We start from the raw sequence: 26,578 nt of genomic DNA, 5'->3' as shown, positions 1-26,578 counted from the left end.
GTTTTCCGCGTCGTCGGCTTTTCCCATATTCGCTTGGAGAAAACCATGACGTTGGATCATCGCGCGCTTGCGCAATCGCTCGACCTGTTTCGCTATCCGCGGACACCGCATCTGGAAGGTTCACGCCTGCAAGATGGTGATTCGGGGTACGAGCACATTCCCTATCACACACTTCGCGGGCAATACCTCGTCGTTGAAGAGAAGATCGACGGGGCGAACACCGGCATCAGCTTTAGTGCCGCTGGCGAATTGCTGCTGCAGTCCCGGGGACACTATCTGGTGGGCGGCGGACGGGAGCGTCAGTTCAGCTTCGTCAAGGCGTGGGCCGCAGCCCACGAGGCATGGTTGCTGGAGCGCCTGGAAGACCGCTACGTGATGTACGGCGAGACCGTCACCAAGAAGCACGCGGTTTTCTATGATGCGTTGCCGCACCACTTCTTCGAGTTCGACGTGCTGGACCGTCATACCGGCGCTTTCCTATCAACCGCTGCACGTCGGACGTTGCTGGCTGATGGGCCCGTGCTTTCCGTGCCTGTTTTGTATGAAGGAACGGCGCCAGCCACCCTTGGAGGACTGAAAGCGTTGCTACGGCCGTCATTGGCCAAGACCGCTCAATGGCGTGCCGCCTTCGAGCAGACCGTGCATCGTGCCGGACTCGACCTCGCACTGGCATGGCGGCAGTGTGACAAGTCCGACCTGTCGGAAGGCTTGTACATCAAGGTGGAAGGTGAAGGTCGAACGCTCGGCCGATACAAATGGGTTCGGCCGGATTTTGTGCAAGCCATTCTGGAGTCGGAAAAGCACCACTCCGAGCAACCATTCATTCCGAACCTATTGCTACCCGGCGTCGACCTCTATGCGTCGCAGCCGACGGTGACATGGGACACGCGACGCCCCTCCGTGGCGGGTGTCATGCATTCGAGGAGATCATGATGCATTACGAACACTTGCGAGCGCTGGTGCCAGTCCCGGGAGCAGCTCCCGATTTCCAGGCGTGTCTGGCGGCGTTTCCCGTACTGGAGTTTGCCAAGACAACGCCGCAGGACCCGAGGTACCACGCTGAAGGTGATGTCTGGACCCATACACAGATGGTGGTTGAAGCGCTGTTGGCGCTGCCGGACTACCAGGCTGCGACGCGCGCTGAGCAGGAAACAGTCTTCCTCGCAGCGCTGTTGCACGACATGGCCAAGTACAGCACGACCGTTGTCGATCCCGTCACGGGGGCCATCGGTCAACCGGGCCACTCGCGCAAAGGCGCCGTGGATGCGCGCATTGCATTGTGGGATGCAGGCGTGCCATTCGAGGTGCGCGAATCTGTCTGCCGGTTGATCGGCGCGCACCAGGTACCGTTCTTTGCGCTGGAAGGATCTCGCCGAGGGTCGCCGGAATTTCTCGTTCGACAGCTTTCGTGGCAGCTCAGCATCCCATTGCTCGCGATGCTGGCAGAGGCCGACATGCGCGGGCGCATCTGTGCTGATCGTGCGCGCGTGCTGGACAACATCGAGCTCTTCCGCGAGCTCGCGCGCGAGGAGGGTTGCTATGGGGCACCACGGCGCTTTGCCGATGCTCACACGGCAGTGAGTTACTTTCGCGGTGCAGAGCTGCATCCCGACTATCCCCTCCATCAGTCACCGGGAGCGAAGGTCATCGTGATGTCAGGTTTGCCTGCCTCGGGAAAGAACAGTTGGGTTGTCGCCCATCATCCGGACTTGCCCGTCGTGTCGTTTGACGATGCCCGCGATGAACTCGGATTGCGCCATGGCAAGAACGAGGGCATGGTCGCTCATCTGGCGGTGGATCGGGCCAAGGCGCTACTGCGCGCACAAAAGCCCTTTGTCTGGAATGCGACGCACCTGAGCGAGCGTATGCGTCAGAAGACGCTCGACCTGCTCTTTGCGTACGACGCCGAGGTGGACATCGTGTACCTCGAGCAACCGCGTGTTGAACTACTGCGCCGGAATGCGAAGCGTGACACGTCGCTATCCAACAAGACGCTGGAAGCGATGCTGCATCGATGGGATCTTCCGTTGCCGACTGAGGCGCATAGCGTGCGCTACGTTGTTTGATGAATTGCCCCGCGTTAGAGCGGGGCATTCTCCAAATTTTTCCAATAGCCTCACGTCACAGTCAGCGTCCCATTCATCGTCTCGTGCCCAGAACCGCAGAAGATGTCGCACAGAAAATCAAACGTGCCCGTCTTGTCTGGCGTGAGTGCGAGCCGCGCCGTTTGCCCCGGCACGACGTCTGCGCGCACGTTGAAATCCGGAATCGCAAAGCCCATCAGGATGTCCTGGCCGGTCAACTCGAACACCACCGGCACGCCGCGCTTGAGGGTGATCTTGTCGGGCGTGAAGGTGAACTTGCGCGCGTGCACGCGAATGACCTGCGGGCCTTCGCCGTGGGCAACGCACGCAAGCGCGGCACCGGCCGCCAGCACGGTGAACTGACGCAGCGCCAGACGCCGCTTGGGGTTGTGTGCAGGGGTTGGATGAATGGAGCGCATGTCAGGTGGTCTCCGGGGTCTTGGTTGTGGTGGCTTGAATGGGTTGCTCAGCGAGCGCCCAGGTGGCGGCGTCTTGCTTGCCTTGCTGGGTGATGCTGCGCCAGCCCAGGCCGCGATACGGTTGCGCGGCATCCCACGGGACCGGGTTGCGCTTGGCCTGCGAACCCGGCGCGGGTGGCGCAGGCAGCGGGAACATCAGCGAGCGCGCGGAGTGGTGTGCGATGTGCCCGGTCATGTGGTGATGTTCCTGGTGGATGTGGCCATAGAACACCGTCACGTTCGGGTGCGGCATGAGCAGGTCGATGACCTGCTGGCCGTCGCGTGTGGCCCAGTCCCATTGCGGGTACAGGTCGAACAGCGGCCGATGCGTGAACACGACGATGGGCGTGTGCTCGGGCACCGAGCGAATATCCGCCGCCAGCCACGCGAGCTGCGCGTCGCCCACGCGGGCCGATGGGTCCGACACGTTATCGATGGCGATGAAGTGCACGCCCTTATGGTCGAACGCATAGTGCGTGCGGCCGAACAGTTCGATGTAGGCGGCGCCGTTGTCGAGCGAGGCGTCATGCTCGCCCGGCATGTAGTGCACGACCGGCACCTTGATCTGCGCAGCAATGTCGCGGAATTCCCGCAGGCGCTTGCGGCGCTCATCCGGGTCGTCGCTGATGTGGGACAAGTCGCCCGTGAAGATGACGAAATCCGGCGCGGGCGACAGCGCATTCACCGCGGCAATCGCCTTGGGCAGCGTGCCCTGTGCATCGGGATTGGGCGCGCCCTTGAAGCCCCAGTGGGTGTCTGATAGCTGCACGAAATAGAAATCGTCTTGCTTGGCGCCGGCGGCACGGGTGGTCGCGGCCATCGCCTGCCAGCCGGGCAGGCCAGAGGCGTAGACCAGACCACCGACCGCGGCCAGTTGCAGGAACTGCCGTCGTCCGGGTTGCTTGCTCATGGGGGGTGTCCCCTGAAGTCGTTCGCTCGGGCCTGTTCCCATATGGAACGTGCGTACGTTCCATATGGGAACAGGCCCTAGGTCGTTGATCCAGCGCGATGGAGAGGAGCGCGCGCCGGTCCTGTCTGTCATACCGGCCGGGGCACGGGCTTATTCCCGCAAAACACAACCAGACACGAAGAAACGCCCGTTTCTACAACATTTCTTCGGCGCGGGAATAAACTGGATTGCACCCCGGTATACGGAGGTCTACTGCCTCCAGGCCGCCATGCCCGACCTGTCAGACCCACCGCTCGATTTGCCGACCGACGCCCAGCGCTTTGCGCAGGCGGTGCTGCCGCATGTCGATGCCGCCTACAACCTGGCGCGCTGGCTCTCGGGCGACGCGCAGGACGCCGACGACATCGTCCAGGAAGCCTGCCTGCGCGCGTTCCGGCTGTTTGGCGGATTCCGCGGCGGAGACGGCCGCCCGTGGCTGCTGGCCATCGTGCGCAACACGTGGTTCTCGGAATGCGCGCGCCGCAGGCAGGCCCCGGCACAGCCGTGGAATGACGAAATGGCCAATACGACCGACATGGCCGGCGTGGCCAGCGATGAGGCTGGTAGCTACGGCGTCGACCCCGCCGCGCTGCTCGCCCGCGTTGACGATGTCCGCCGCGTGCATGCCGCGCTGGCGCAGTTGCCGGTGCCATACCGCGAGGTGATCGTGCTGCGCGAGTTGGAGGACCTGCCATACCGCGACATTGCTGCGGTGGTCGATGCGCCCATCGGTACGGTCATGTCGCGGCTGGCCCGTGCGCGGCAGCAGCTTGCGCGGCTGCTGACCGAAGACCACGCCCCATCGCGCACCAACGTGACGCCCATCCGCGCATCGGGTGGCGCGGGAAATAGCACCAAGGAGGCCGGCTATGAGCTGTGACGACATCCGCGCGCTGTTGGCTGCTCGCGCCGATGGCGAACTCGGCGCGGCCGACAGCCTGCGCATGGACGCGCATCTGGCCACCTGCGGGGCCTGCACCCAGGTTGCCGCGCACGACGATGCCGTGGTGCGCGCGCTGCGCCAGGGTTTGCGCGCGCCCGCGCTGTACGCCAAGGCACCCGCCGATCTGGCCGCGCGCGTATTGGTGGCCGTGCAGGTAGAAGCGGGCGCGCCGGCTGCAGTGCCGCCGCAGCGGACACACGACAGCGAATCCCCATGGCGGCGGTGGATCGGCTGGCTCGTCACGCCCACCCAGGGCATCGGATGGGGCCTAGGCGCAGGCGCACTGGCCGCGATGGCGTTAGGGATTGGTGTACTGGTTGGCCGGCCCGATACCGCTGCGCTGACGGCGCACGACATCACCGCCAGCCACGTGCGCGCGCTGCTGGGTGCGCGTGAGACGGATGTGCTGTCCTCCGATCGTCATACCGTCAAGCCGTGGTTCAACGGCCGCATCGACTACGCGCCGCCCGTCACCGATCTGGCGGCGCAGGGCTTTCCGCTCATCGGCGGGCGGCTCGATTACATCGACGGCCGCCCGGTGGCGGTGCTGGTGTATCGCGCGGCGCAGCATCCGGTTGACCTGTACGTGCGCCCTGAAGCCGGAGGCGATGCCGAACCCGCATTGCGCACCGAACGCGGCTATCAGTTGATGTATTGGCGCAGCGCCGGCATGGGCTACTGGGCCATCACCGATGCATCGGCGGAGGTGGTGCAAGCGTTTGCCCATGCGGCGCGCGGAGGCTGACGCATCAGCGTTGGAGGCACTTAGGTGACGGCGACCTGGTTTTCGAGGACGAAAGCCTCGAACGCCGCCGCCGGCACCGGCGGGCAGAACAGATGGCCTTGCCCATAGTCGCAACCTGCGGCGGTCAGGATGGCCTTCTGCGCTTCGGTTTCGATGCCCTCGGCGATGACCTTGATACGCAGCGCATGCGCCATGCTGACGATAGCGCTGCACAGGGCGATGTCTTTCGGGTCGTCGGCCAGGCTGCGCACGAACGACTGATCGATCTTGATGTAGTCGATATCAAAGCGCTTGAGGTACGACAGCGATGAATACCCCGTGCCAAAGTCATCGAGCGCAACATCGATGCCCGCGTGCCGGAAATCACCAAGGTGCTCGACCACCTCGGCGCTGTCTTCCATCAGCGCGCCTTCGGTGATCTCCACCACCAGGCTGTGCGGTGGGATGCCACGGCGCTGCACGACCGTGGGCCAGGATTCGCCCCCCGCCTGATGCGCGCGAAACTCCACGGGCGATTTGTTGACCGACACCTGCAGCGTGGCATCCAGCGTGGCGTGCCAGCGCGTGAGTTGGTCCAGCGCTTCGTTCAGCACCCACTTGCCCAGCTCGACAATCAGCCCGGTGTCTTCGGCCACGGGAATGAAGTCGGCGGGGTCAATCTCGCCACGCACCGGGTGGGTCCAGCGGATGAGCGCCTCTGCCTTGTGCACCTTGCCGCTGCGCAAGTCGACGATGGGCTGATAGTGCACGGCAAGCTGCTTCTGCTCGATGGCGACCCGCAGGTCGCTGGTCACGCGCAGGCGCTCTTGCTCGGCGCGTTGCAGGGCCGGCGTGAAGACGGCCCACTGGTTGCGCCCTGCGGTTTTGGCTGCAAACATGGCCTGGTCGGCCCGCACCAGCAAGGATTCGGCGTTATCTGCATCGCGCGGATACAGCGCCAGCCCGATGCTGGCCGACACTTCCACGCTTTCTTCGCCCAGGCGCACGGGGGTCGCAATGCGCGCAAGCAGGCTGTGGATGATGGGCGCGGCCGCGCCGGCGTCGGGCATGTTGGGCAAGATGATGGTGAACTCGTCGCCGCCCAGGCGGGCCACGGTGTCGGTGCCGCGCACGATGGCCGAGATGCGCCGCGCGATCTCCTTGAGCAACAGGTCGCCCTGGTCGTGGCCAAGCGTGTCGTTCACTTCCTTGAAGCGGTCCAGGTCAATGAACAGCAACGCCACCGAAGCGTTGGCCTGCCGCGCCTGGGCGATCTCCTGGCGCAAGCGGGCGTAGAACATGCGGCGGTTGGGCAGCTCCGTGAGCGTATCGAAGTTGGCTTGCCGCCAGATGACCTCTTCCGCGCGCTTCTTCTCCGTCATGTCGTGGATGAGCACCACGCGGCTGGCCTCGCCTTGCGGGTGGCCAGCAAACGTGTCGATGGTGAGCAGCGCCGGAAACTCGGTGCCATCCTTGCGGCGGATGAGGTATTCGCCGCTCCACGTGCCCTTGCTGTCGACGGCCGCGAACATGGCATCGACCACGGTGCGGTCATTGCATTCGGAGCGAATGACATCGCTGGGCTGGCCTTTCAGATCCTGTGCCGTATAGCCCGTCGTGACGGTAAAGGCGGGGTTGATGTCGATCACCTTGCCGTCGAGCGCGGTCACCATCATCGCTTCACTGCTGGAGCCATAGACTAGCGAGGCCAGGCGCATGTCTTCCATATGCCGCCGACGTTCGGCCATGGAGCGGCGCAGCGTTCCATACAGCAGCGCGATCAGCAGCGTGGAGCCAGCGGCCTCGGCCAAGGCGATGCGGCGATAGCGCTGATACGGCGCCAGCACCGATGCCACCGATTCGCCCACCAGGAAGTACAGCGCAATCTCCGGCACGTGGTGGTAGCCAATGATGCGATCAATGCCGTCAGTACCGGAGATGACCCGGTAGCTACCCGACTGCGGCGCACCCGGTTGGTCGAACCGGCGTGTACGCGGCGCCTGAGAAATGCCGGCAGTCAGGTTGGGTACGCGCGCGATCACCTGGCCGGATTCCTTGATGATGCTCGCGGCCCCGTCTTTGCCGATCGTCAGCGTGTTGGCAAAGCTGGCGAACTGGTCCGGCGTGACGGACACCACCATCACGCCCGCGAACTGGCCGTCTTGCAGAATCGGCCGCGTGAACTGGATCGACCATTTCTTCGACACCTTGCCCTGGACCGGGTCACTGATGAACAGCGCATCGCGCCCGGGCGCATCTTTGTGCACGCGGAAATGCTCGCGCTGGCTGAGGTCGAGATGGTCGGTGACAGGGCCGATGGAGGTGTAGACCAGCAAGCCGTTTGCGTCGATGACGGCCACCTGGAAGGTCAGATCGCGCACCACGTCCTGCCGCTCGCGGATGACGCGCTCGAATACGTCGCGACCAGCCAGCCAGCTGGCACGCAGGTCCAGCAGGAATTCCGACAGACGCCGCGCGCTGCCCAGCGAGTATTCGCCAAAGGCCTGGGCTTCAAGCCGCGTGCGGGTCTCGGCATTGACGATCAACCGATCCCGTTCTTTTGCGAGTTGGTCGTACGTAAACCACCACACTATGACCAAGCAGGCCACGACCCCAACGTTGAGGGGTGACAACAGTGCGCGCAGGCGTCGCAATGTGCTGCCTGAAGTTGGCGGTTGCTTCCAGCTCATCCCAGTTCCGGTTCGGGTGCGCCAGGGTACCCGTGGCAGGTGGTTAATCGTGCAGACCGACTATAGCTATCGGCGGGAAACTCATGTTTCTTAATTGCCGAGTGTAGGCGGAAAGTGCGCGATTGTTAGCCCGGATCAACCCGTTTGGGGCGGTGAATGGTCGGCACGCAACGGTGCCGACATACCAGAGAGGGAATGGAAAACGTTTGCTGTCAGGCCGCCGGCCAAATCAAAAATAGACCGTGGCACTCGCCCGGAAGGTACGCGGCGCCCCTTGCACGAGAATGAAGCCCCAGCTCGGCAGCCAGTATTTCTCGTTTGTCAGGTTGTCGACGTTGAAGCGCAACGTCACCGGCTTGCCGCCGACCTTGGTGGAATAGCGCGCGCCCACATCAAAGGTGTGATACCCGGGCACGATGTTGCTGTTATCGGCTTCCAGCGCCGCGTTGCCGACGTACTGGCCGCCGCCGGACAGCACCAGCCCCGGCATTACCGGCACCGCGTATTCCAGATAGGCCGTTGCCTTGAACCGGGGCGACCCGTACGCGCGCTTGCCCACCACGGACGCATCGGCCTGCGTGTTCTCGGAGTTCATGAAGAGCACGCCGCCGAGCAACGTCCAATCCCGCGCAAGCTTGCCGCGCGCGGTCAGTTCCAGGCCGCGAAAGCGGGTTTCGCCATCTTGTGTGTAGATGTTGTCCGGCCGCAGATACGCCAGACCGCGCTGCACCTGGAACAGCGCCGCGCCGAAGGTCCAATCGTGCAGTTCCGCTTTGGCGCCCACTTCAATCTGCTTGCTCTTGAGCGGCGCGAACACCGTGCCCGCATTGGCGGCCGTGGTGGGCGCGCTGTTGCCGGCTTCGAGCGCCTCCACATAGCTCGCGTACAGCGTCATCGGCTGCACGGGTTTGAACATCAGCGCGAGCGTGGGCGTGATGGGCGTGCGATCGTACTTGGCCGAGACGCTGCCATCAGCGTTGTAGCCGGTCTGGTTGAAGCGCGTGTAGCGCAAGCCGGCGAGCACCGACCACTGCGCGTTGAACTTGATCGTGTCGCTGGCAAAGACGGACGTCTGGTTGATCTTCGACGTGCGGTACAACCCGTCGGATGCCGGCACCCGCAGCAGCGAAGCCCCGGTCGAGACAAACGCCGACGGGTCATACAGATTGCCCGTGCCCAGCAAGGTCGACGCAAAACCGCCATTGGCTTGCGTCAGGCTTTGCCATGAGGTGCCTAGCACCAGTTCGTGTTCGATGCTGCCGGTGCGCACTTTGCCGTCCGCCATGACTTGGGCTTGTTGATATTGGTAGCGCTGGTACGAACCGTATTGCAGTTCGCTGAAGTTGCCCGCGTTGTCGGTGAGCTGGATGGCGCTGTCGGCGTTGCCCCGGTTCTGCTGCGCGTAGCGATACGCCGCACGCACGTTCCAGTTGGGCGTGGCGGCCCAGTTCAGTTCGGTGCCGACGGTCTTGATCTCGGTCTCGTAGTACGAGCCGCGCGAGGCCACGCGTTGGCTGCCGTCAATGGCGCGCGGCGTGCGCACAAATTCGCTGACCGGCACGCCAAAGTCCTGACCGGGGATGATGCCGTAGTACGCGCCCTGCACGTTGCGCTGCATGTACAGCCCGTCGAACGACCATTGCAGATCAGGCGTGATGCGCGCATCGAGCGCGAGCGATGCAGAGTCGCGCTTGATATGGCCGCCGTCGACAAACGTATCGCCTTCTTCATGCACCACGCCCAGGCGCGCGCCCAGCGCCTTGGTGGCGCCGAGGCGGCCGCCCAGGTCGATCGACTCCTTGAGTGCGCCGCCGCTGGTGAAGCCGAAGCCGGCGCTGCCGCCAAAGGTATTCGTCGGGCGCTTGCTGACGAAATTGGCGATGCCGCCCGGCGTGCCAAAGCCATACATGAAACCCGACAGGCCCTTGAGCAGCTCTACGCGCTCGAAATGTTCGAGCGGGAATTCGCTGCCCCAGTTGGGTACGGCCAAGCCGTCGATCTTGTAGCCTTCCAGCAGGTCGAGCTGCAGCCCGCGGATGGTGATGTTGGATGCTTCGCCGATGTAGCCGTCGTTGTTGGTGGTGACGGACGGGTCGCCCTTGAACACGTCGCCGATGGTCTGTGCCTGGCGGTTCTGGATCAGCTCTTGCGTGGCGACGTTGATGGAGAACGGCGTGTCGAGTAGAGGCTTGTCACCCAGCGCGCCGGTGCTGGCTTGCTTGGCGCCGTAGGCAGGGGGTTTGCTGGCCGTGACTTGCGTGGCGGGCAAGTCGACCTGGGCTTCCGCCTGTTGCGCCAAAGCGGGCACACCCGTGCTGATGGCGGCGAAGGCTAGCGCCAGTTGACGTACCAGCGGACGCACCATTGGGCGCAACATCGGCGTGGTGCGCGGGCAGACGGTGGAACGGCGTGAGGCACGTGGTAAAGCGGCTCGCATGATCAAGCTCCCCTGGATCAACGTTGTGGATGGGCGTGCGCAGTCCCGCGCGTGCCGGTGAGCGGCATGCGCGAAGGTTCTGTGCGGGTGTTGTGGTTTTTTGGGTGAGGCGGGTGGTGCTACGGCTTGCTGGCCATGTGCGGCAGGCTGTCGCTGACGCGCGTTTCAGGCGCCGGCATGGCCCAGACAGAATCTGGCGCACCGTTGCGCGCCCGGCGCAGCGTGGCGCGTGCCAAGCCGATAAAGCCGCACGCGAGCGCCAGTGCGCCCAGGTCGAAACCAGCCACCATCCAGTCGCCGTGCGCCATGGTGCGCAGCAGGTGGTCGCCGGTCACAACGGCATTGGTGATGGGGGCGGACAAGGCCGCTACCGCAGCGGCGCTGAGCAACTCCACCGCGCCTCGCGCGGGCGGACGCAGCATCGCCCAGGCCATCGCCGCGAAGAACACCGTGTAATACGTCACGCCCACCGATTGGCCCGGCCACAGCAGCGCAGCCGGGAAGGTTGCCATCACGCCCACGCAGCAGCCGATGCACACGCCCACCGTGGCGCGCGCCAGCAGTTGATGCACGCGCGGTTGATTTGCCGAGCGCTGCTTGCGGCGCGATTCGATCCACAGCAGGTTGCCGGAGTAGAAGACGAACGCCCCCGCCAGGCCCATCACGAGGTAGGCCAGGCGCAAGGCGACATCGCCATAGGTGCCAAAGTGCAGGCCGTAGACGAGGCTGTAGATGGCGTGGTTGGTGTCGCGCGCATCGGACGTCTGGTTGCCGATCACCTTGCCGCTGTTGGGTTGGTGGGCGGCGGCGCGGATCGCCACCGAGCCATAGTCGCCCACGGCGCGCGTGCTGTTGCCGCGGATTTCCGCCACGGCGTTGGCGTCGCCGATGTGCTGGTAGTGGATGGATTTGGCGGTGAAGTTAGCGTCGGCGGCTTCTCGTGCGCGGGCCAGCAGGTTTTCTGCGGGCAGCATGGGCGCTGCGCGGTTGGCGGCGGCGACCGTACCGGCTGCCGTGGTGACGCGTGGCACGGCATCAAACAGCTTGCCGTTGAGTGCCACCGTGTTGAACACCGCCATCAGCACGACGCTCAGGCACAGCACGGGCGCCGTGATCGCGAAGATCAAATGGAACGGCAGGCTGAACAGGCCGAGCACGTTGTGCATGTCCATCCAGAAGCGTTTGAGGTTGCGCCCTGAGCGCACGGCCAGCAGGTCCTTCTTCAGGCGCGGCAGATGCAGCAGCACACCCGAGATGAGCGCCACCCCATACAGCACCGAGATCGCGCCCATGAAATACATGCCCGGTGTTTCCAGCCCCAGCGAGTAGTGCAGCCGGTTCAGGAAATTGGCCAGCTCGCCCTGCATCGGCTCGATCGACAAGTCTTTCGGCGAGGTCTTGCCGGCCGTGAGGTTGGTACCGGTCGTCATCTGCCAATCGCCCTTGCTGTTCTGCCAGTAGGCGGAGAAGTCGGGCTCGCCCTCATTGGGCAGGATGACGTAGGCGCTGGCGGCAGCAGCCGGGTGCGTGCGCACCAGCGTGTCTACGAAGTGGTCGATGTCGGCGGGTGCGATGGTGGTCGATGTGGCAACGTCCACATGGCGAGCGCGCAGCGGGTTCTGCCATGCATGCAGCTCTTCGTGGAACACCGTGATCGCACCAGCAAAGAACGCGATGAACAGCGCCCAGCCGGCCATCAGGCCCACCCACGTATGCAGTGTCTGGTACAGACGCAAGGTCGCGGCTCTCATCGCAGTAGGAACCACCACAGCACGCAGTAGGACAGCGCATTACCGGCGGCCAGCACGGACCACGCCCGGGCGCTCGTCCGAAACAGCGTGCTTCCGCTGATGATGACCACCCACAGCGGCAGGCACGCGAGCAGCGCGCCAATGACGCCGCTTTCCCAGCCGCCTGGCAGCCACACGATGGCCAGCGTGCAGAGCGCGACGGACAGCGGCAGCCCCAGCACCACGCCGGCGAGCCACTTGGTGCCGATACCGGTCATGGGCGCGCCTCGCTTGTCGCGCGATAGCGCTGCATCCACGCACCCGCCATCGGCCAGAGCGACAGAGCCCCCGATACCACCAGCACCACAGCGACGACCGCGCCCGCCCAGCCAAGCACGTCGCTCCACAGCACCACGGCAATAGACGACAGCGCTGCGGCGACGCTACACAGCACGCGCCCGCGCAGCGGCGGCGCCGGCGCGAGCAGCACTTGATTGGGCGCGGCCACATACAGGCAACCCGCCGCCAGCAGGCCGAGCAGGAGGGCAATACCGTGCATGGACGTCCTCAATGGAATCAAGATCGTAGATGATAATGATTCTCATTGGCGGGAACAAGCCGAATCCCCACGCGGCGTAAGGAAAGGCCCAGAGAGGGCGGCCTGGCGAAACGGCGGTCCCGCTACTGGAGGTTGCCCCAGCGTGGCACGGCGGGTTCGGCATTGGCCCATTGCCACGCGTTGCCGTTCTGGCAGGCGTAGATGGTGTAGCCGGGGGCAATCTTCGGCGCGCTGGTGTCTTCCACCGTCAGGATGGCCTCGCGGCACGTGGCCAGCGGCGTGGTGAACGTGCGCACCAGAACCACCGTGCCATGTGCCTTGGTGATGCCCATCAGGCGCTCCAATGACCAGTTGAGCGAGGGTGTCTCGTCGCTCAGGCGGCCGACGGCGGTGGCGAGTGCGTCGTGCTCGCTGGCGGTCCACCGGCGCATGGCGTATTTGATGGACGCATCGGTGGCGGCATTGACAGACACGGCCACCCCATACGCCACCGCCGGATTGCCTGTGACGGTGCCCGTGGCGACGCCGGCCGCAGCGCCCGTCAACGGTCCGACGGAAGAACACCCGGCCAGCAGCCCGGCGCTGACAGCAAGCAGCCAACCGATGCGGCTCATTGCAGTGAGCCCCATCGCGCGGTGGCTGGCTCTGCCGTGGCCCATTTCCACTGCTTGCCGTCATGGCAGATGGAAGCGACGAAGAAGTCCACCTGCGCGGCGCCGCTGTCGTTGTCTTTGCCGGCGCCGTCCACGGTGAAAAGGATTTCCTTGCAATTGACCAGCGGCCCGTTGATGGAGCGCGTGACGACGACGCGACCGCGCTCGTCAGGCTCCAGCGGGATACGGTGCTTGATCTGCCAGTTGCCGACGGTGTTGTCGGGCAACGCGCCGGCAATCTGCGCGATCTGGTCTTGGGTTTCGGTGTGGACGACGCGCTGGCCATGCTGCAGCGCGGCGCGCGCACCGGCTTGCACGCCCAGGCCGATGCCGGTGGCCACGGCGGCGTTGTCTGTCACCTTCGCGGCGATGGCCGCGCCACCGATACCCGCCGCGGCAGTCGTGCCTTCCGACATCAGCGAACTGCAGCCACTGAGTGCGAAGGTGCTTAGCGCAAGCGCGCTGCCCAACATCCGGGCGGATGCAAACCGAGGTGTACGCATGAGGGCTTCCAAATCTGCAACAGAGCGGATTCTAAAGGACACCGCAGCCCGCAAACGCTGATGCGGTGCCGTTTCTCACCATTGTTTTCAGTTGCTGCGGCGCGCCGTCGCGCGTGTTCAGCCAGCGCAGAGCGCCTTTAGCTGCGTGGTCAACGCATCGAACACCACCCGCACCCGCGTGGGTACCGGCCCGCGCTGCGGGCGATAGACATGGAGCGTCCAAGGTGGGGGCTCGAACCGCCGCAGCACACGTACCAGTTCGCCGCGCTCCACGTGCGCACGCGCCAGGTACTCCGTGGTCTGCGTGAAGCCGAGGCCCGCACAGGCTGCTTGTATCTCCGTTTCGGGGTCATCCGTCACAAAGGCGGTGCGGTGAGGCTGGAGCTGGGTGTCGTCGCGGAAGGCCCACGGCCAGGCGCGGCCATCGCTGCGGTTGATGAGGGTGGTGATGGGCAGCTCCAGCAGTGCATCGAGCGTCTTGGGTTCGCCCACACGGGCAAGCAGCGCGGGCGCGGCCACCACCCATAGCGCTACGCTACCGGCCGAGCGCGCCACGAAGCGGTTGTCCCCGATGAAGCCAATACGTACCCCCACGTCGATCTGCTCATCCACCACGGCGGAAGGTACGTCCGACAGGCGAAGGTCTGCGACAAGGCCCGGGTGTTGCTGCATCAGCGCCGTCAGCACGGGCATGACATAGGTGCGCCCCATGTGCGAAGTCGCTGTGACACGCACGATGCCGCTCGCCTCCGACGCCTTGGCGGAGGAACGATTGAACAGGCCATCGACGGTCTGCAATGCGGCCTGGGCTTGCGCGGCAAGGTCTTGCCCGTAGCGGGTGATCTGCACGCTGCGCGTGTTGCGGTGGAAGAGCGTTTCGCCCAGCGTGTCCTCCAGCTCGCGCACCGCACGCGTGACCGCTTGCGGCGATACACCAAGCCGCGCTGCCGCCTCGCGGAACGTCGGCGCACCGGCGGCCGTGGCGAAGATGCGCAGCAGTTCGAGGCGGTCTTGCATGGCGGTTTTTGGCGTTCCAGAAATGGGAATTTTGTTTGCCGGATTATTCCATTTATTTGCTGTGCCGGTCTAACCATACTTCGCTCCAAGCCTGGCAGCGCGGATGGTCCGAGCGCCAGCCCAACCCTCACGGCAAGGAGCCGGCAATGAACGCAGCAACGCAAACCAACACGCAATCAACACAATCCACACAACTGAAAGACAAGGTCGCCCTGGTGACGGGCGCCAGCTCGGGCATCGGGCACGCGTCGGCCATTGAACTGGCCAAGCGCGGCGCCAAGGTGGTCGTGGCCGCACGGCGCAAGCCCGAGCTCGACGCGCTGGTGGAGACGATCCGCGCGCAAGGCGGCGAAGCGGCCGCGATTGAAGTGGACGTCACGCGCGAAGACGACATCCGCAAGATGGTCGATTTCACTGTCGCCAAGTACGGGCGCCTGGACATCGCCTTCAACAATGCGGGCACCGAAGGCGTGTTCGCGCCGCTCACCGAGCAGACGGATGCCACCTATGACAAGGTGTTCGACCCCAACGTGCGCGGCGTCTTCAACTCGATGAAGTACGAGGCCCAAGTGATGCTCCGCCAAGGCGCAGGCAGCATCATCAACAACGCGTCGATGGGCGGGGTGATCGGCTTTGAGAACGCGGGCCTGTATATCGGCACCAAACACGCCGTGATCGGGATGACGAAGACGGCCTCCATTGAATGGTTCCGCCGTGGCGTGCGTGTCAACGCGCTGGCGCCGGGGCTGATCGAAACGCCGTTCCACCATCGCGGCATCTGGCCGTCGGACGAGGCCATGCACGACTTTGCCACCGGCACACCCGCTGGCCGATTCGGCAGTGCGGAGGAAATGGCGACCATCGTGGCCTTCCTGGCCTCGGATGACGCGAGCTATGTGTCGGGCCACTCGCTGGTGGCGGATGGCGGCTACTCGATCGCTTGATCCGACGGGGACCTACGCGGCGGGGCGCTCATCCTCGCCGCACATCTGCCGTCGATAGCGCTCCGGCGAGAACCCGACCTGCTTGCGGAACATCGTGATGAATGCGGACGGGGTGCCATAGCCAAGCGCCAGCGCAATCTCCTGCACCGAGCGGTCTTCTTTCAGCCACACCAGCGCGCGTAGCAGGCGCACGCGGTTGCGCCACTGCACGAAGCTCATGCTGAGTTCGGTCTGGAAGCGGCGCGCGAGTGTGCGTTCAGTGCTGTGTACGCGTTCGGCCCATTGCTGGAGCGTGGTGTTGTCGGCTGGGTCAAGCCGGATGGCTTGCAGGATCGGTTCAAGCTGCCGATCGGTGCTGTCGGGCAGATAGCTATCGGTATGGCCGGCGCGGACGAGCGTTTCGACCAGCAATTCGAACTGGCGCAGATCCCACGCGTCGGCCATGGCGGTGACATGCCGCGTCTGGAAGTCTTCAAACAGTGCCCGCACCAAGGGCGTTTGCGGGATCAGACAAGCCGTGGGCGGCAACCGTTGTGCAAGCGGTTCGGCCACGTACACGGACAGGAAATCCGTCGCTTGCCGGATCGAAGCCGAGTGCGGCTGGTTGGCCGGCACCCAGATCACGTATTCGGCAGGTGCCGTCAACCGGCGGCCATCGACGATCACTTCCATCACACCCAGGTTGATGCGGTTGATTTGGCCCCAGGGGTGCGTGTGCGGCTCGATGTCGGTTTCCGGCTCGAAATGGTCGTAGCGGAAGTAGAACGGCGCGCCGTACGGCACGCGCAGGTCGGCCTCGCGATAGGCGGTGTACATGGTGTCGCCTTCGAGCAGTCAGTTTGTCCGGTTGGCAGTATAGGTGCCGGCGCTGACGGGGCTTGTGTGCTTGCCTTGTCGCGCGTAACCGAGTGTCAGTCGCGGTCCAGGTCGGCCTTGAGCAGCTTGAGCCGGGTGCCGCCATCCGGCATGAAATGCGTGCCGTATCGCACCAGGCCGAGCCGGTGCAGGTGGCAGACCAGGGTGAAGCTCAGCAGCATGCCGGGCTCGGTTTCGTCGATCTCGACGTCGATGGCCTTCAGCCGCGGCTCATATGCCAGCAGCGTTGTCTCAATCTCACGTTTGAGCCTGTGCGAAGAGGCGGGTAAATGCCGGTACACGCCCGATAAATCTCCCAACCCGTAGTCGGGCACGTGGGCGAGGCAATTGCGCCGGCTGTTCAGGATGCGCTGGATGTTGTCCTGCACGGAAAGGAACGTCTGAGTGGCATCATCAAACGCCCCAATGGGGGCACCGTTTGCGAAGTGCCCTGTGATGACCTCGAATAACCCAGGGCCGCCGCGCGTCATGCCGTCAGGCTCCTGGGTTCATCAAAACCGACCACGATCCCTTCCGCTTCGTCAAAGGACAGCCAGACCACGGCGGGTTTGCTGCGATGCGTGTCTCGCAACAGTAGTTCACGCGATAGCACCGGCAGAATCTGCTGATCAAGCAGGCTGTCAATGTTGCGCGCGCCAGAGTCGGGCAACTGGCAGGCCCGCACGAGCTCGGCGACAAGCGCGTCGTCACAGACCAATGGCACGTCGAAACGCTTTGCGATGCGCGAGCCAACTTTGGCGAGCTTCATACGGACAATGGATGCCAGCGCTTCGCCAGACAACGGTAGGAAGGGGATGGTCTGGAAGCGCGCCAGCAGCGCAGGCTGGAAGTGTTCGATCAGTTGCGGCCGGATGGTTTCCATCAGCAGGCTGGGTGTGACTTCGCCACCGGCCTGGGCGATGGCTTCACTCGCCGCAAGGATCTCGTCGCTGCCCAAGTTCGACGTCATCAGGATCACCGTGTTTCGGAAGTCGATCACGCGCCCTTCGCCGTCGCGCATGAAGCCGCGATCGAAGACCTGATAGAACAGGTTCAGCACATCGCGATGGGCCTTTTCCACTTCATCGAGCAGGACAACGCTGTAAGGCCGCTGGCGTACGGCCTCGGTCAGTACGCCGCCCTGTCCGTAGCCAACGTAGCCGGGCGGCGAGCCCTTGAGTTGCGAGACTGTATGTGCCTCTTGGTATTCCGACAGGTTGATGGTGATGAGTGAGCGCTCGCCGCCAAACATGAGGTCGGCAAGTGCGCGGGCCGTTTCCGTTTTGCCGACGCCCGAGGGGCCTGTCAGCAGGAAGACGCCCAGCGGCGCGTCTTCCGATTTGAGCCCTGCCTTGGCGGCGCGCAGGTTCTTGCCCAGAGCGGCCAGGGCGTCGTCCTGACCGACCACGACGCGCGCCAAGCGCGCCTCCAGTTCCAGCAGCGTTTCGAGTTCATCTTCAAGGAGGCTGCCGACAGGCACGCCGGTCCAGTCGGCAATGACTTGTGCGATCACACCCTCGTGGACTTCCTGCGGCACTAAAACCGCCGCGTCGGTCTGCTGTGCAAGCGCGTCACGCTGCGCCTGGATGGTGTGCTCCAGATCGCGCCGGGCCGATGCATCGGGGGCGTTTTGCCATGCCCGGCGCAAGCGTTCCAGCGCACTTGCGACATCCTGCTGTTGGGCCACCTCCAACTGCAAGGCCGTGAGTTGTACATGCAAGTCGTTGCGACGCGCCTCGATGGCCTGCAGGCGGTCCTGCGCATTCGTGGCTATCACGCCCTGGTCCGCAAGCAGCGCCTGGCGCTCAACATCAAGTGCGGCCCACTCGCTCTGGACCTGGCTGACGGCCAAGGGTGTGGATTCCATGCCAAGGCGCACGCGGGCGGCGGCAGTGTCGAGCAGGTCAACGGCCTTGTCCGGCAACTGGCGCCCGGTGAGGAAGCGGCGCGACAGTTTGACCGCAGCCGTCACGGCCGCATCGGTGATGTGTACGTTGTGATGCTCGGCGTAGCGGTCTTTTAGGCCACGCAACATGAGACATGCGTTTTCGTCGTTGGGCTCGTCAACCTTGACCATCTGGAAGCGGCGTTCCAGCGCAGCGTCGCGCTCGAAATATTGCTTGTATTCCGACCAGGTCGTTGCGGCAATCGTGCGTAACTCGCCCCGCGCCAGCGCTGGCTTGAGCAGGTTGGCGGCATCGGCGCCCCCTGCCGAGTTGCCGGCGCCAATGAGTGTGTGGGCCTCATCGATGAAGAGCAGGATCGGCGTGACCGACTGCTGCACTGCCTCGATCACATTCTTCAAGCGCTGTTCGAATTCACCTTTGACCCCGGCCCTCCGCCGCCGCCAGCGTGAGTGAGCCCATGAACGAGGATGCGGAGTTCGTGGGCGTGGTGGCGTTCTTTCGGGACGTGGGCAACGACGCAGCATGGAAGCTCATCGTCCCGAAGAAGCAGTGGAAGAAAACCGACCCGGTGAAGATCGAAGTGAGCGGCAATACGTTGGTGCTGGCCGATGCCAAGCCAGAGCCGGTCAAACGAACGGCCCCGGTGCAGAGCGTACCGAATGCGGCGTCCCGGCCGCCGTCCGCTGAGGGTGAGTCTTTGCCGAGGTAATTGGCACAGATCTGGCGGGCGCAAGTTGTCGGCTTTGATGGGTCAGCTTGTCTGGTTTGCTGTATCTGTTCTGAAACAGACATGACTACACTGCCATCCTCAGTCGTTCAACGGAGGCCGTTGTGCCTGTGCTGTATCCCTTGCTGGCGGTGCTGATCTGGGCCGCCAACACCATCGTTTCGAAAGCCGCAGCCGGCGTCGTGGACCCGGCGGCCATCTCGCTGTACCGCTGGCTGCTGGCGGCCGTTGTGCTCACGCCGTTCTGTGCGCGACCGCTGTGGCGCCAGCGCGCCGCAGTGCTGGCACAGTGGCGCCGGTTTGCGGTGCTGGCACTGCTGGCATGGTGATGTACCAGTGCCTGGCGTACTACGCGGCGCACAGCACAAGCGCCACCAACATGGGCGTGATCGGCGCGTTGATCCCCATGTTGGGGCTGATCCTGAATGTTGTGGTGTTTCGCCAGCCGGTGGGGGTGCAGGCGGTGACGGGCGTCATCGTTTCGCTGCTGGGCGTGCTGTATCTCCTGGGGCGTGGCGAGCCGACCAACCTGTTCGACGGCGGCATCAATCATGGGGACGTGCTCGTGCTTGCCGGGGCGACCGCGTACGCGCTGTACAACATCCTCTATCGCCGCTGGGCGCTACCGTTCGGGCAGTGGCTCAACCTGTATGTGCAGGTGCTGATGGCCGTGGTGATGCTTGTGCCGGTCGCCATGACGGCGCACAGCCTGGCGATTCCCGCCCGGGGCATCGGGCTGGTGGTGTTTGCGGGCATTGCCTCGTCGATCGTGGCGTCGTACCTGTGGATGCAGGGTCTCAAGCGCATCGGCAGCGAGCGTACGGCCGTGCTGATGAATCTGATGCCGGTGTTTACCGCCGCCATGGCAGCGGTGTTGCTGGGCGAGACTGTGCACGGCTATCACTGGGTCGGCGGTGGTCTGGTGCTGCTGGGCGTGAGCTTGGCGCAGGGCATCGTGCGGCTGCCGATGGGCCGCTCGGGGCTGAGTGCGCGTTAGTTTTTTTCGGCCGCGCGGTGTGGGGCTTAGCGGTAAAATCGAACACATTGGCGGGCGCGTGATGGCGCCCGTTCCGTGCTCCAGAACCACAGTCGCCAGACCCTCGCTAGACCATGAAGCGCAGCGCCCGCACTGGCAACACCAGTGTCACCGTCGATGATGTTGCCGCGCATGCGGGCGTGTCGATCAAGACCGTCTCGCGCGTGCTGAACCACGAGCCCAACATCAGCGAGAAGACGCGCGCCAAGGTGGTTGAGGCGATGCAAGTGCTCGACTACCGGCCCAACCCTGCCGCCCGGCGCCTAGCCAGCAAGCGCTCCGACATCATCGCGCTGGTCTACGACAACCCCTCCGATAACTACATCGTCAACATCCAGCACGGCGCGCTCGAAGCCTGCCAGGCGCTCGACTACAGCCTGCTGCTCACGCCCTGCAATTACCGCGATCCGGACCTCGCCGAGCAGATCATCCAGGGTGCGCGCCAGCGTGCGCTGGCCGGCATCATCCTCACGCCGCCGGTGTCAGACGTGACATCGTTGATTGCGGCGCTCGATGAGGCGGGCATTGACTACGTGCGCCTCGCGCCGTCCGATCGGGAGCACAAGGGCCTATCCGTCAATACCGAAGACCGCGCCGCCGCACGGGATATGACACTGCACCTGATCGGCCTGGGCCACCGCCGCATCGGCTTTGTGGTGTGCGACCCGGACCACGGCGCCGCATACCAGCGCGTGTTCGGCTATCGCGATGCCATGGCGCAGGCCGGCATTGCCATTGACGAACGGCTGGTCGAGCAAGGCGAACACTCGTTTGAATCGGGCATGGCCTGTGCGGAACGTTTGCTCTCTTGTGAGCCGCGCCCAACCGCCATCTTTGCTGGTAACGACGACATGGCCGCTGGTGTGTTGCGCGTGGCGCAGGCGCACGGCATCAAGGTGCCGGAAGAGCTGTCCATCTGCGGCTATGACGACACGCCGCTCTCACGCCAGCTCTGGCCGGCGCTGACCACCGTGCGCCAGCCGATCCAGGCGATGGCGCATGCAGCGGTGGAACAGCTTGTCGCGATTCATCGCCCGCATCTGCCGGGGCTGAAACACCACTCGGTACACGAGAACCTGCAGTACGAACTCGTGATCCGTGAATCGACTTGCCCGCCGACGGCTTGATCCGCCGGGCGGGCGCTTTACTTACGCGGGCTGCTTGAGCAGCGCGTACAGATCATCCTGCGGGTCATAGCCGAGCAACGCGCGGCCGGTCTCCAAGCCCCAATCCATACCGCTGTTGTTCGACACACCATTCACGACGATGGCGGGCGCGGGCCATCGTGCGGGGTCGGCCGTGATGGCGCTCAGGAACAACTGGCGCAGGTCGTCGTTCGACAGCCACATGTTGCGGAACCAGCGCAGCGCGATGTGGCTGGCTTCGTCGGGCAACTCGGTGGGGACGGGCGTGTCGGCGGTGCCGGAGTGGTTGATGTCGTTGGGGTCGTTCTCGTCAGGCAAGGCCCAACCGATGCGTAGCGACACGATCGACAGTTTCCCACCGTTGGCGGCGGACACTTCGCCCACGGCCTTGCACAGCCGTTCGCCCATTGCCTTGGACGTGCCGTAGGCCAGCGAGTAGACCTCTTCGATGCCGTTGTGCCAGCGCGTGCCGGGGGCCGGGGACAGTTCTGCGGCGAGCTTGCCCGGGCCGATGGTGCCGGCGAGCGGTTGGTCCTTGTACGCGCCCATCGCGTGGTTGGAGGAGGCAAACACGAAGCGGCGCACGCCGTGCGTGGCAGCGGCCTGCAGTACGTTCAGCGTCATGCCGTAGGAGGCCAGCGCTTGCTCCCATGTCGCATCGGGCGTGGAGTGGATAGCGGCCAGATGGATGACGGCGTCGATGTTGTTCAGCAGGTCCGTCCATGCGCCATCGGCTTGCGTGAGGTCGGCGGTGACCCACTGGAAGCGCTCGGTGGCTTGTGGTGAGAATTCGACGTTTTGGGCGACCCAGTCGACGCCGATGATGGACGTGCACCACGGGGCAGAGGCGAGGGCCTCGACGACCTTGCGGCCCAGGTTGCCGGCTACGCCGGTGACGAGTACGCGAGCAGGGGTTTGGTAGTCAGCCACGGTGTTGGATTTTGCTTGTGTGTTTGGTTGGAGCTTGGGACTGGTGGTCCATCCCCTGTTTCACCCCCTGCCGGGGGCGACTCACTTTCTTTGTCTTGCCAAAGAAAGTAAGCAAAGAAAGGCGCGCCCGAGATGGCGACTAATCCCTTGAATTTCTGTCGCAGGGAGGGAAGGGAGGCAAACTCGCTGCGCTCAGACAGCCTCCCTTCTTTTTCCTCCCTGCAACACAAATTCAAGGCGCCATCTAGGGCAGGAACGTCAACGGCCGAACCGTCTGTGTGCTTGTGTTAGCGCCGGGTTTAGCGTGTGCTTGTGCTTGCTTGTTAGCCGCGGTTGGAGCCGGACAGGACGTCGATCAACACCGCGAGCACTAGCACGCCGCCCTTGACGATCATCTGCCACGAGGCGTCGACGTTCATTTGCTGCATGCCGTTGTCGAGGCTGGCCATGACGAGGGCGCCGATCAGCGCGCCGTACACGGTGCCCGAGCCGCCGCGCATGGAGGTGCCGCCGATGAAGCAGGCGGAGATGGCGTCGAGTTCGCCGCCCACGCCGGCGGAGGGCGAACCCGCTGCGGAGCGCGCCGTGGTGATGATGCCGGCGAAGGCGCACATCAGGCCCATCAGCACGAACACCAGCAGTTTGACGCGGCCGACGTTCACGCCAGACAGGCGCGTGGCTTCCATGTTGCCGCCCACTGCGTAGACGTGGCGGCCGAATACGGTTTGCGTGGCGACGTACGAGAAGATGGCCAGCAGCACCAGCAGGATCAGCACCGGCAGCGGTACGCCGCTGGCTTGGTTGAGCACGGCGACGAAGCCGAACGAGGCTGCGGCGATGGCGACGAGCTTCAGGCCATCCGCCCACAGCGGTGTCAGCGAAAGCGACAGGCGCGCACGCTCTTGGCGGCGGCGCACGGTCAGGAAGACTGAACCGGCGACGATGACAGCCGCGAGCGACCACGCCAGCGAGGCCGGCACGAAGCTCTGCGCGAGGTTGCCGAGGTCATCGGGCACGGGGGCGATGGTGACGCTGTCCGTGCTCCATTGCAGCAGACCACGGAAGGCCAGCATGCCGCCCAGGCCAACGATGAACGACGGCACGCGCAGCTTGGTCGTGATGAAACCGTTGACCACGCCGATGGCCGCACCGGCCACGAGCACCGTGGCCACCGCCAGCCACGTGTTCCACCCGAGGTTGACGGTGAGGATGGCGACCAGCCCGCCCAGCAGGCCGAGCAGCGAGCCGACGGACAGATCAATCTCCCCGGCGATGATGACGAACACCATGCCGCAGGCCAGCATGCCCGTTACCGACATCTGGAGGAACAGGTTGGAAATGCTGTTGGGTTTGAGGAACGTGCCGTTGGTCTGGAACTGGAAGAAGATCCAGATGAGCGCCACGGCCAGCAGCAGCGCCAGCACCTTGTAGCGCACGAACAGTTGCTGAATGGTGCGGCTGTCCAGGCGCGGGCCGCCGTTACCGCTTTGGCGGGCGAGTTGGGATTGCAGGATATTCGACATGGCGATGCTCTGTTCAGGCAGCTTGTGGCTGCGGTTCAGCATTGATAGCGGCGGCCAGGACGCGCTCCTGGGTCAGGCCTTGGTTGACGAAGTCGCCACGCAACTGGCCTTCGCCCATGACCAGGACACGATCGCTCATGCCCAGGATCTCCGGCATTTCGGAAGAGACCATGATGATCGCCACGCCGCTGGCGGCCAGGTCGGCAATCATCTTGTAGATGTCGTACTTGGAGCCGACATCGACGCCGCGCGTGGGCTCGTCGAGGATCAGCACCTTGGGCATTGCCAGCACCATCTTCGTGACGACAGCCTTCTGCTGGTTGCCGCCCGAGAGGCTGGCAATCGACAGCGCGGGGCTGGCGGTCTTGATGCGCAGGCGCTTGATTTCTCGGTCGACCGTGGTGAGCTCTGCGCCCTTGTCCACGCGTACGCCGCGCGCGTATTGCGCCAGTGTGGCGAGCGTGATGTTTTCGGCCACGCTCATCAGCGGCACGATGCCGTGGCGCTTGCGGTCTTCGGGGACGAGGCAGATGCCGTTGGCGATCGCTTCGGCCGGTGAGCCGACCTTGATCGGCTTGCCTTGCATCGTGATCTCGGCGCTGGAGCGGCCGGGGTAGGCGCCGAACAGCGCGGACACCATCTCTGTGCGCCCCGCACCCACCAGGCCGGCAATGCCGAGGATCTCGCCACTGCGCACGGCAAAGCTCACGTTGTCGGCGCGCTTGCGGTTGGGGTTGGTGACGTCCCAGCAAGTGACATTGCGCGCTTCCATCACCACCTCGCCCACGGTGTGTTCCACCTTGGGGAAGAGCGAGGTCATTTCGCGGCCGACCATCATCGTGATGATGTTGTCGATGGTCATGTCAGCGGCGGGCCGCGTGCCGATGTGCTTGCCGTCGCGGATGACCGTGACGGTGTCGCACACGCGCTTGACCTCGTCCAGCTTGTGCGAGATATAGACGCACGCCACGCCGCTGCGCTTCAAGTCTTCAATGATGGACAGCAGCACCTCGATTTCCTTGGCCGACAGCGACGACGTCGGTTCGTCCAGGATCAGCAGGCGCGCGTTCTTGGCCAGCGCCTTGGCAATTTCGAAGAGCTGCTGGTGGCCGCTACCGTAATTCATCACGGGCGCGGCCACGTTCACGTCGGTCAGGCGCAGGCGTGCGAGGAGCTGTTCGGCCTTGGCGTGCATGGCGTCGTAGTCCATGCGGCCGCCCGGTTTGGTGATCTCGTTGCCGAGGAAGATGTTCTCCGTGACGGAGAGCTGCTGCACCAGCATCAGTTCCTGATGGATGATGACGATGCCTGCACGCTCGCTGTCGCGCACGGAATGCGCGCGCAGCGGTTGACCTTCCCATTCGATCTCGCCCTCGAAGGTGCCGTAGGGGTAGACCCCCGACAGCACCTTCATGAGGGTGGACTTTCCGGCGCCGTTCTCCCCGCACAAACCGACGCATTCACCTGGTTTGACTGCCAGGCTCACGCCGTCGAGCGCGCGCACACCGGAGAACGACTTCACGATGTTGCGCATCTCGAACAGGGTGCCGTTACTGCTCATGGCTGCCTCCTACGCACTACGACTGACGACAACTGCATATCACTGCGACCGGCTTAGAGACCGTTGCAAAATGAAGCGAAGCGGTTCTGACGGTTCAACGCCGACGCGGGCAGTACAAGTAGTACGGCAAGGAGGCGAGGTTGAAACTTCGGGGCCGTCAGAATCATTTTTCAGCGGTCTCTTACTTGCCGGAGATCTGCTGCTTGGTATAGAAGCCGTCCTTGACGACCACGTCCAGGTTGTCCTTGGTCAGCAGCGTCGGCGTCAGCAGGATGGTGTCGACGTCCTTCTTGCCGTTGTTCAGTTTGGTGTTGAACTTGGGCGCAGTGCCCTTGACGAAGTCGACGGCGATTTCAGCGGCGGTGGCGGCAATTTCCTTGATCGGCTTATACACCGTCATGGCTTGCGTGCCCTCGGCCACGCGGCGCACGGCGGCCAGATCAGCATCCTGGCCCGACACCGGCACCTTGCCCGCCAGTTTCTGGCGTGCCAGCGCCTGGATCGCGCCGCCGGCCGTGCCGTCGTTCGAGGCGACGATGCCCTGGATGTTGTTGTTGTTAGCGGTCAACGCATTCTCAACAATGTTCTGCGCCTTGGCGGGATCCCACTCTGGCGTCCATTGCTCGCCCACGATCTTGATATCGCCCTTGTCGACGTACGGCTTGAGCACCTTCATCTGGCCTTCGCGCAGCAGACGGGCGTTGTTGTCGGTGGAAGCGCCGCCCAGCAGGAAGTAGTTGCCCTTGGGCGCCAGCTTGACCACGCCCTGCGCCTGCAGCTCGCCCACCTTTACGTTGTCGAAGGTCACGTAGCCGTCCACGTCGGCATTCAGGATCAGGCGGTCATACGACACCACCTTGATGCCTTTCTTCTTGGCGCTGGCAATGGCGTTGCCCAGCACCTTGGAGTTGAACGGCACGATCACGAGCACGTCGACGTTCTGCGCGATCAGGTTTTCGATTTGTGCGATCTGCTTGGCTTCGTTGGCGTTGGCCGACTGCACGTTGACCGTCGCGCCCAGCTTCTTGGCCGACTCGACAAAGTAGTCGCGGTCGTGCGTCCAGCGCTCGACACGCAGGTCGTCGATCGAGAAGCCGATCACCGGTGCTTCCTTGCTGGCGTGGGCCGACGTGGCTGCGAAGGTGAGAACCGCTGCGGCGGCAATGGTGTTCAGTACGCGTGAAAGCATGTAGGTCTCCTTCT

23 protein-coding genes and 2 pseudogenes are annotated in these 26,578 nt (G+C 64.2%); 8 read left to right on the top strand and 17 right to left on the bottom strand.

The window, feature by feature from the left end; genetic code table 11:
• The first annotated feature begins 45 nt into the window (after positions 1–45).
• Together ACN9M1_RS24100 and ACN9M1_RS24095 are read left to right on the top strand one after the other, a co-directional pair.
• Complete coding sequence (locus tag ACN9M1_RS24100) at positions 46–933, top strand: RNA ligase family protein (protein ID WP_426399383.1); 888 nt, start codon at positions 46–48, stop codon at positions 931–933.
• Entirely contained in the window at positions 933–2,066 is a 1,134-nt protein-coding gene (locus tag ACN9M1_RS24095; protein ID WP_426400724.1) for an AAA family ATPase, read from the top strand. The genes ACN9M1_RS24100 and ACN9M1_RS24095 overlap by 1 nt, the downstream gene beginning before the upstream one ends.
• 50 nt (positions 2,067–2,116) lie before the next feature.
• Here ACN9M1_RS24095 and ACN9M1_RS24090 read toward each other — a convergent pair whose 3' ends face one another.
• Both ACN9M1_RS24090 and ACN9M1_RS24085 read right to left on the bottom strand, forming a co-directional pair.
• Complete coding sequence (locus tag ACN9M1_RS24090; protein ID WP_426400723.1) at positions 2,117–2,494, bottom strand: cupredoxin domain-containing protein; 378 nt, start codon at positions 2,492–2,494, stop codon at positions 2,117–2,119.
• A gap of 10 nt (positions 2,495–2,504) precedes the next feature.
• Positions 2,505–3,452, bottom strand: coding sequence for a metallophosphoesterase family protein (locus ACN9M1_RS24085; protein ID WP_426399382.1), 948 nt, complete (start codon positions 3,450–3,452; stop codon positions 2,505–2,507).
• Between the two features lie 268 nt (positions 3,453–3,720).
• Here ACN9M1_RS24085 and ACN9M1_RS24080 point away from each other — a divergent pair, with 268 nt between their 5' ends.
• Both ACN9M1_RS24080 and ACN9M1_RS24075 read left to right on the top strand, forming a co-directional pair.
• Entirely contained in the window at positions 3,721–4,371 is a 651-nt protein-coding gene (locus tag ACN9M1_RS24080) for an RNA polymerase sigma factor (RefSeq protein WP_426399381.1), read from the top strand.
• Positions 4,361–5,179 carry an anti-sigma factor family protein gene (locus ACN9M1_RS24075; RefSeq protein ID WP_426399380.1) on the top strand — a complete coding sequence of 273 codons (819 nt, stop codon included), beginning with the start codon at positions 4,361–4,363 and terminating at the stop codon, positions 5,177–5,179. The genes ACN9M1_RS24080 and ACN9M1_RS24075 overlap by 11 nt, the downstream gene beginning before the upstream one ends.
• A 20-nt stretch (positions 5,180–5,199) precedes the next feature.
• On the opposite strand, the gene ACN9M1_RS24070 is transcribed toward ACN9M1_RS24075, so the two are convergent.
• The 8 genes from ACN9M1_RS24070 to ACN9M1_RS24035 form a co-directional block, all read right to left on the bottom strand.
• Positions 5,200–7,848, bottom strand: coding sequence for a bifunctional diguanylate cyclase/phosphodiesterase (locus tag ACN9M1_RS24070; protein WP_426399379.1), 2,649 nt, complete (start codon positions 7,846–7,848; stop codon positions 5,200–5,202).
• A 229-nt stretch (positions 7,849–8,077) separates the two neighbouring features.
• A complete protein-coding gene (locus ACN9M1_RS24065) occupies positions 8,078–10,285 on the bottom strand; it encodes a TonB-dependent siderophore receptor (RefSeq protein WP_426399378.1) in 2,208 nt (735 codons plus the stop codon).
• Between the two features lie 119 nt (positions 10,286–10,404).
• Entirely contained in the window at positions 10,405–12,036 is a 1,632-nt protein-coding gene (locus ACN9M1_RS24060; protein ID WP_426399377.1) for a PepSY-associated TM helix domain-containing protein, read from the bottom strand.
• Complete coding sequence (locus ACN9M1_RS24055; RefSeq protein ID WP_426399376.1) at positions 12,033–12,293, bottom strand: hypothetical protein; 261 nt, start codon at positions 12,291–12,293, stop codon at positions 12,033–12,035. Before ACN9M1_RS24055 ends, ACN9M1_RS24060 begins: the two co-directional genes overlap by 4 nt.
• Positions 12,290–12,574 carry a hypothetical protein gene (locus ACN9M1_RS24050; protein WP_426399375.1) on the bottom strand — a complete coding sequence of 95 codons (285 nt, stop codon included), beginning with the start codon at positions 12,572–12,574 and terminating at the stop codon, positions 12,290–12,292. The genes ACN9M1_RS24055 and ACN9M1_RS24050 overlap by 4 nt, the downstream gene beginning before the upstream one ends.
• A 122-nt stretch (positions 12,575–12,696) precedes the next feature.
• Positions 12,697–13,188 carry a hypothetical protein gene (locus tag ACN9M1_RS24045; RefSeq protein WP_426399374.1) on the bottom strand — a complete coding sequence of 164 codons (492 nt, stop codon included), beginning with the start codon at positions 13,186–13,188 and terminating at the stop codon, positions 12,697–12,699.
• Complete coding sequence (locus ACN9M1_RS24040) at positions 13,185–13,700, bottom strand: hypothetical protein (RefSeq protein ID WP_426400722.1); 516 nt, start codon at positions 13,698–13,700, stop codon at positions 13,185–13,187. The genes ACN9M1_RS24045 and ACN9M1_RS24040 overlap by 4 nt, the downstream gene beginning before the upstream one ends.
• Before the next feature lie 147 nt (positions 13,701–13,847).
• Positions 13,848–14,747, bottom strand: coding sequence for a LysR family transcriptional regulator (locus ACN9M1_RS24035; protein WP_426399373.1), 900 nt, complete (start codon positions 14,745–14,747; stop codon positions 13,848–13,850).
• 146 nt (positions 14,748–14,893) lie between these two features.
• Here ACN9M1_RS24035 and ACN9M1_RS24030 point away from each other — a divergent pair, with 146 nt between their 5' ends.
• On the top strand, positions 14,894–15,691 hold the full coding sequence (locus tag ACN9M1_RS24030; protein ID WP_426399372.1) for an SDR family NAD(P)-dependent oxidoreductase: 798 nt from the start codon (positions 14,894–14,896) through the stop codon (positions 15,689–15,691).
• A gap of 12 nt (positions 15,692–15,703) precedes the next feature.
• Here ACN9M1_RS24030 and ACN9M1_RS24025 read toward each other — a convergent pair whose 3' ends face one another.
• The 3 genes and pseudogenes from ACN9M1_RS24025 to ACN9M1_RS24015 form a co-directional block, all read right to left on the bottom strand.
• Positions 15,704–16,507 carry an AraC family transcriptional regulator gene (locus ACN9M1_RS24025; RefSeq protein ID WP_426399371.1) on the bottom strand — a complete coding sequence of 268 codons (804 nt, stop codon included), beginning with the start codon at positions 16,505–16,507 and terminating at the stop codon, positions 15,704–15,706.
• Between the two features lie 95 nt (positions 16,508–16,602).
• Positions 16,603–17,037 (bottom strand): type VI secretion system baseplate subunit TssE, encoded by a 435-nt coding sequence (gene tssE, locus ACN9M1_RS24020; protein ID WP_426399370.1) that lies wholly within the window; start codon positions 17,035–17,037, stop codon positions 16,603–16,605.
• A pseudogene (locus ACN9M1_RS24015) lies at positions 17,034–18,881 on the bottom strand (AAA family ATPase); the annotation flags it as partial. The gene tssE and the pseudogene ACN9M1_RS24015, both read right to left, overlap by 4 nt.
• Before the next feature lie 29 nt (positions 18,882–18,910).
• Here ACN9M1_RS24015 and ACN9M1_RS24010 point away from each other — a divergent pair.
• From ACN9M1_RS24010 to ACN9M1_RS24000, 3 genes and pseudogenes are all read left to right on the top strand, one after another.
• On the top strand, positions 18,911–19,162 hold the full coding sequence (locus tag ACN9M1_RS24010) for a type VI secretion lipoprotein TssJ (RefSeq protein WP_426399369.1): 252 nt from the start codon (positions 18,911–18,913) through the stop codon (positions 19,160–19,162).
• Between the two features lie 122 nt (positions 19,163–19,284).
• A pseudogene (locus ACN9M1_RS24005) lies at positions 19,285–20,177 on the top strand (DMT family transporter).
• 113 nt (positions 20,178–20,290) lie between these two features.
• Positions 20,291–21,343 carry a LacI family DNA-binding transcriptional regulator gene (locus tag ACN9M1_RS24000; RefSeq protein ID WP_426399368.1) on the top strand — a complete coding sequence of 351 codons (1,053 nt, stop codon included), beginning with the start codon at positions 20,291–20,293 and terminating at the stop codon, positions 21,341–21,343.
• A gap of 21 nt (positions 21,344–21,364) precedes the next feature.
• Here the strand turns inward: ACN9M1_RS24000 and ACN9M1_RS23995 are convergent, their stop codons facing one another.
• The 4 genes from ACN9M1_RS23995 to xylF form a co-directional block, all read right to left on the bottom strand.
• Positions 21,365–22,291 carry an NAD-dependent epimerase/dehydratase family protein gene (locus ACN9M1_RS23995; RefSeq protein WP_426399367.1) on the bottom strand — a complete coding sequence of 309 codons (927 nt, stop codon included), beginning with the start codon at positions 22,289–22,291 and terminating at the stop codon, positions 21,365–21,367.
• Positions 22,292–22,614: 323 nt separating this feature from the next.
• Positions 22,615–23,814 carry a sugar ABC transporter permease gene (locus ACN9M1_RS23990; RefSeq protein WP_426400721.1) on the bottom strand — a complete coding sequence of 400 codons (1,200 nt, stop codon included), beginning with the start codon at positions 23,812–23,814 and terminating at the stop codon, positions 22,615–22,617.
• A 13-nt stretch (positions 23,815–23,827) separates the two neighbouring features.
• Positions 23,828–25,375, bottom strand: a complete 1,548-nt coding sequence (locus ACN9M1_RS23985) for a xylose ABC transporter ATP-binding protein (RefSeq protein ID WP_426399366.1) — start codon at positions 25,373–25,375, stop codon at positions 23,828–23,830.
• A 181-nt stretch (positions 25,376–25,556) separates the two neighbouring features.
• Complete coding sequence (gene xylF / locus ACN9M1_RS23980) at positions 25,557–26,564, bottom strand: D-xylose ABC transporter substrate-binding protein (protein ID WP_426399365.1); 1,008 nt, start codon at positions 26,562–26,564, stop codon at positions 25,557–25,559.
• Positions 26,565–26,578: the final 14 nt, after the last annotated feature.

Origin of the sequence: Ralstonia sp. R-29, from assembly GCF_049913345.1 — a bacterium.
Lineage (GTDB): Bacteria > Pseudomonadota > Gammaproteobacteria > Burkholderiales > Burkholderiaceae > Ralstonia.
The sequence above is the reverse complement of the archived record's forward strand: the minus strand, read 5'-3'. Positions and strand labels throughout refer to the sequence as shown.

Excerpts from the sequence above, each read along its gene's own strand:
- ACN9M1_RS23990 (WP_426400721.1), bottom strand. The coding sequence starts at position 23,814 with ATGTCGAATATCCTGCAATCCCAACTCGCCCGCCAAAGCGGTAACGGC.
- ACN9M1_RS24095 (WP_426400724.1), top strand. The coding sequence starts at position 933 with ATGCATTACGAACACTTGCGAGCGCTGGTGCCAGTCCCGGGAGCAGCT.
- ACN9M1_RS24000 (WP_426399368.1), top strand. The coding sequence starts at position 20,291 with ATGAAGCGCAGCGCCCGCACTGGCAACACCAGTGTCACCGTCGATGAT.
- ACN9M1_RS24085 (WP_426399382.1), bottom strand. The coding sequence starts at position 3,452 with ATGAGCAAGCAACCCGGACGACGGCAGTTCCTGCAACTGGCCGCGGTC.
- ACN9M1_RS24050 (WP_426399375.1), bottom strand. The coding sequence starts at position 12,574 with ATGCACGGTATTGCCCTCCTGCTCGGCCTGCTGGCGGCGGGTTGCCTG.
- ACN9M1_RS24035 (WP_426399373.1), bottom strand. The coding sequence starts at position 14,747 with ATGCAAGACCGCCTCGAACTGCTGCGCATCTTCGCCACGGCCGCCGGT.
- ACN9M1_RS24070 (WP_426399379.1), bottom strand. The coding sequence starts at position 7,848 with ATGAGCTGGAAGCAACCGCCAACTTCAGGCAGCACATTGCGACGCCTG.
- ACN9M1_RS24025 (WP_426399371.1), bottom strand. The coding sequence starts at position 16,507 with ATGTACACCGCCTATCGCGAGGCCGACCTGCGCGTGCCGTACGGCGCG.
- ACN9M1_RS24030 (WP_426399372.1), top strand. The coding sequence starts at position 14,894 with ATGAACGCAGCAACGCAAACCAACACGCAATCAACACAATCCACACAA.
- ACN9M1_RS24100 (WP_426399383.1), top strand. The coding sequence starts at position 46 with ATGACGTTGGATCATCGCGCGCTTGCGCAATCGCTCGACCTGTTTCGC.
- ACN9M1_RS24010 (WP_426399369.1), top strand. The coding sequence starts at position 18,911 with ATGAACGAGGATGCGGAGTTCGTGGGCGTGGTGGCGTTCTTTCGGGAC.
- ACN9M1_RS24075 (WP_426399380.1), top strand. The coding sequence starts at position 4,361 with ATGAGCTGTGACGACATCCGCGCGCTGTTGGCTGCTCGCGCCGATGGC.
- ACN9M1_RS23985 (WP_426399366.1), bottom strand. The coding sequence starts at position 25,375 with ATGAGCAGTAACGGCACCCTGTTCGAGATGCGCAACATCGTGAAGTCG.
- ACN9M1_RS24060 (WP_426399377.1), bottom strand. The coding sequence starts at position 12,036 with ATGAGAGCCGCGACCTTGCGTCTGTACCAGACACTGCATACGTGGGTG.
- tssE (WP_426399370.1), bottom strand. The coding sequence starts at position 17,037 with ATGACGCGCGGCGGCCCTGGGTTATTCGAGGTCATCACAGGGCACTTC.
- xylF (WP_426399365.1), bottom strand. The coding sequence starts at position 26,564 with ATGCTTTCACGCGTACTGAACACCATTGCCGCCGCAGCGGTTCTCACC.
- ACN9M1_RS24065 (WP_426399378.1), bottom strand. The coding sequence starts at position 10,285 with ATGCGAGCCGCTTTACCACGTGCCTCACGCCGTTCCACCGTCTGCCCG.
- ACN9M1_RS24045 (WP_426399374.1), bottom strand. The coding sequence starts at position 13,188 with ATGAGCCGCATCGGTTGGCTGCTTGCTGTCAGCGCCGGGCTGCTGGCC.
- ACN9M1_RS24040 (WP_426400722.1), bottom strand. The coding sequence starts at position 13,700 with ATGTTGGGCAGCGCGCTTGCGCTAAGCACCTTCGCACTCAGTGGCTGC.
- ACN9M1_RS24055 (WP_426399376.1), bottom strand. The coding sequence starts at position 12,293 with ATGACCGGTATCGGCACCAAGTGGCTCGCCGGCGTGGTGCTGGGGCTG.
- ACN9M1_RS24080 (WP_426399381.1), top strand. The coding sequence starts at position 3,721 with ATGCCCGACCTGTCAGACCCACCGCTCGATTTGCCGACCGACGCCCAG.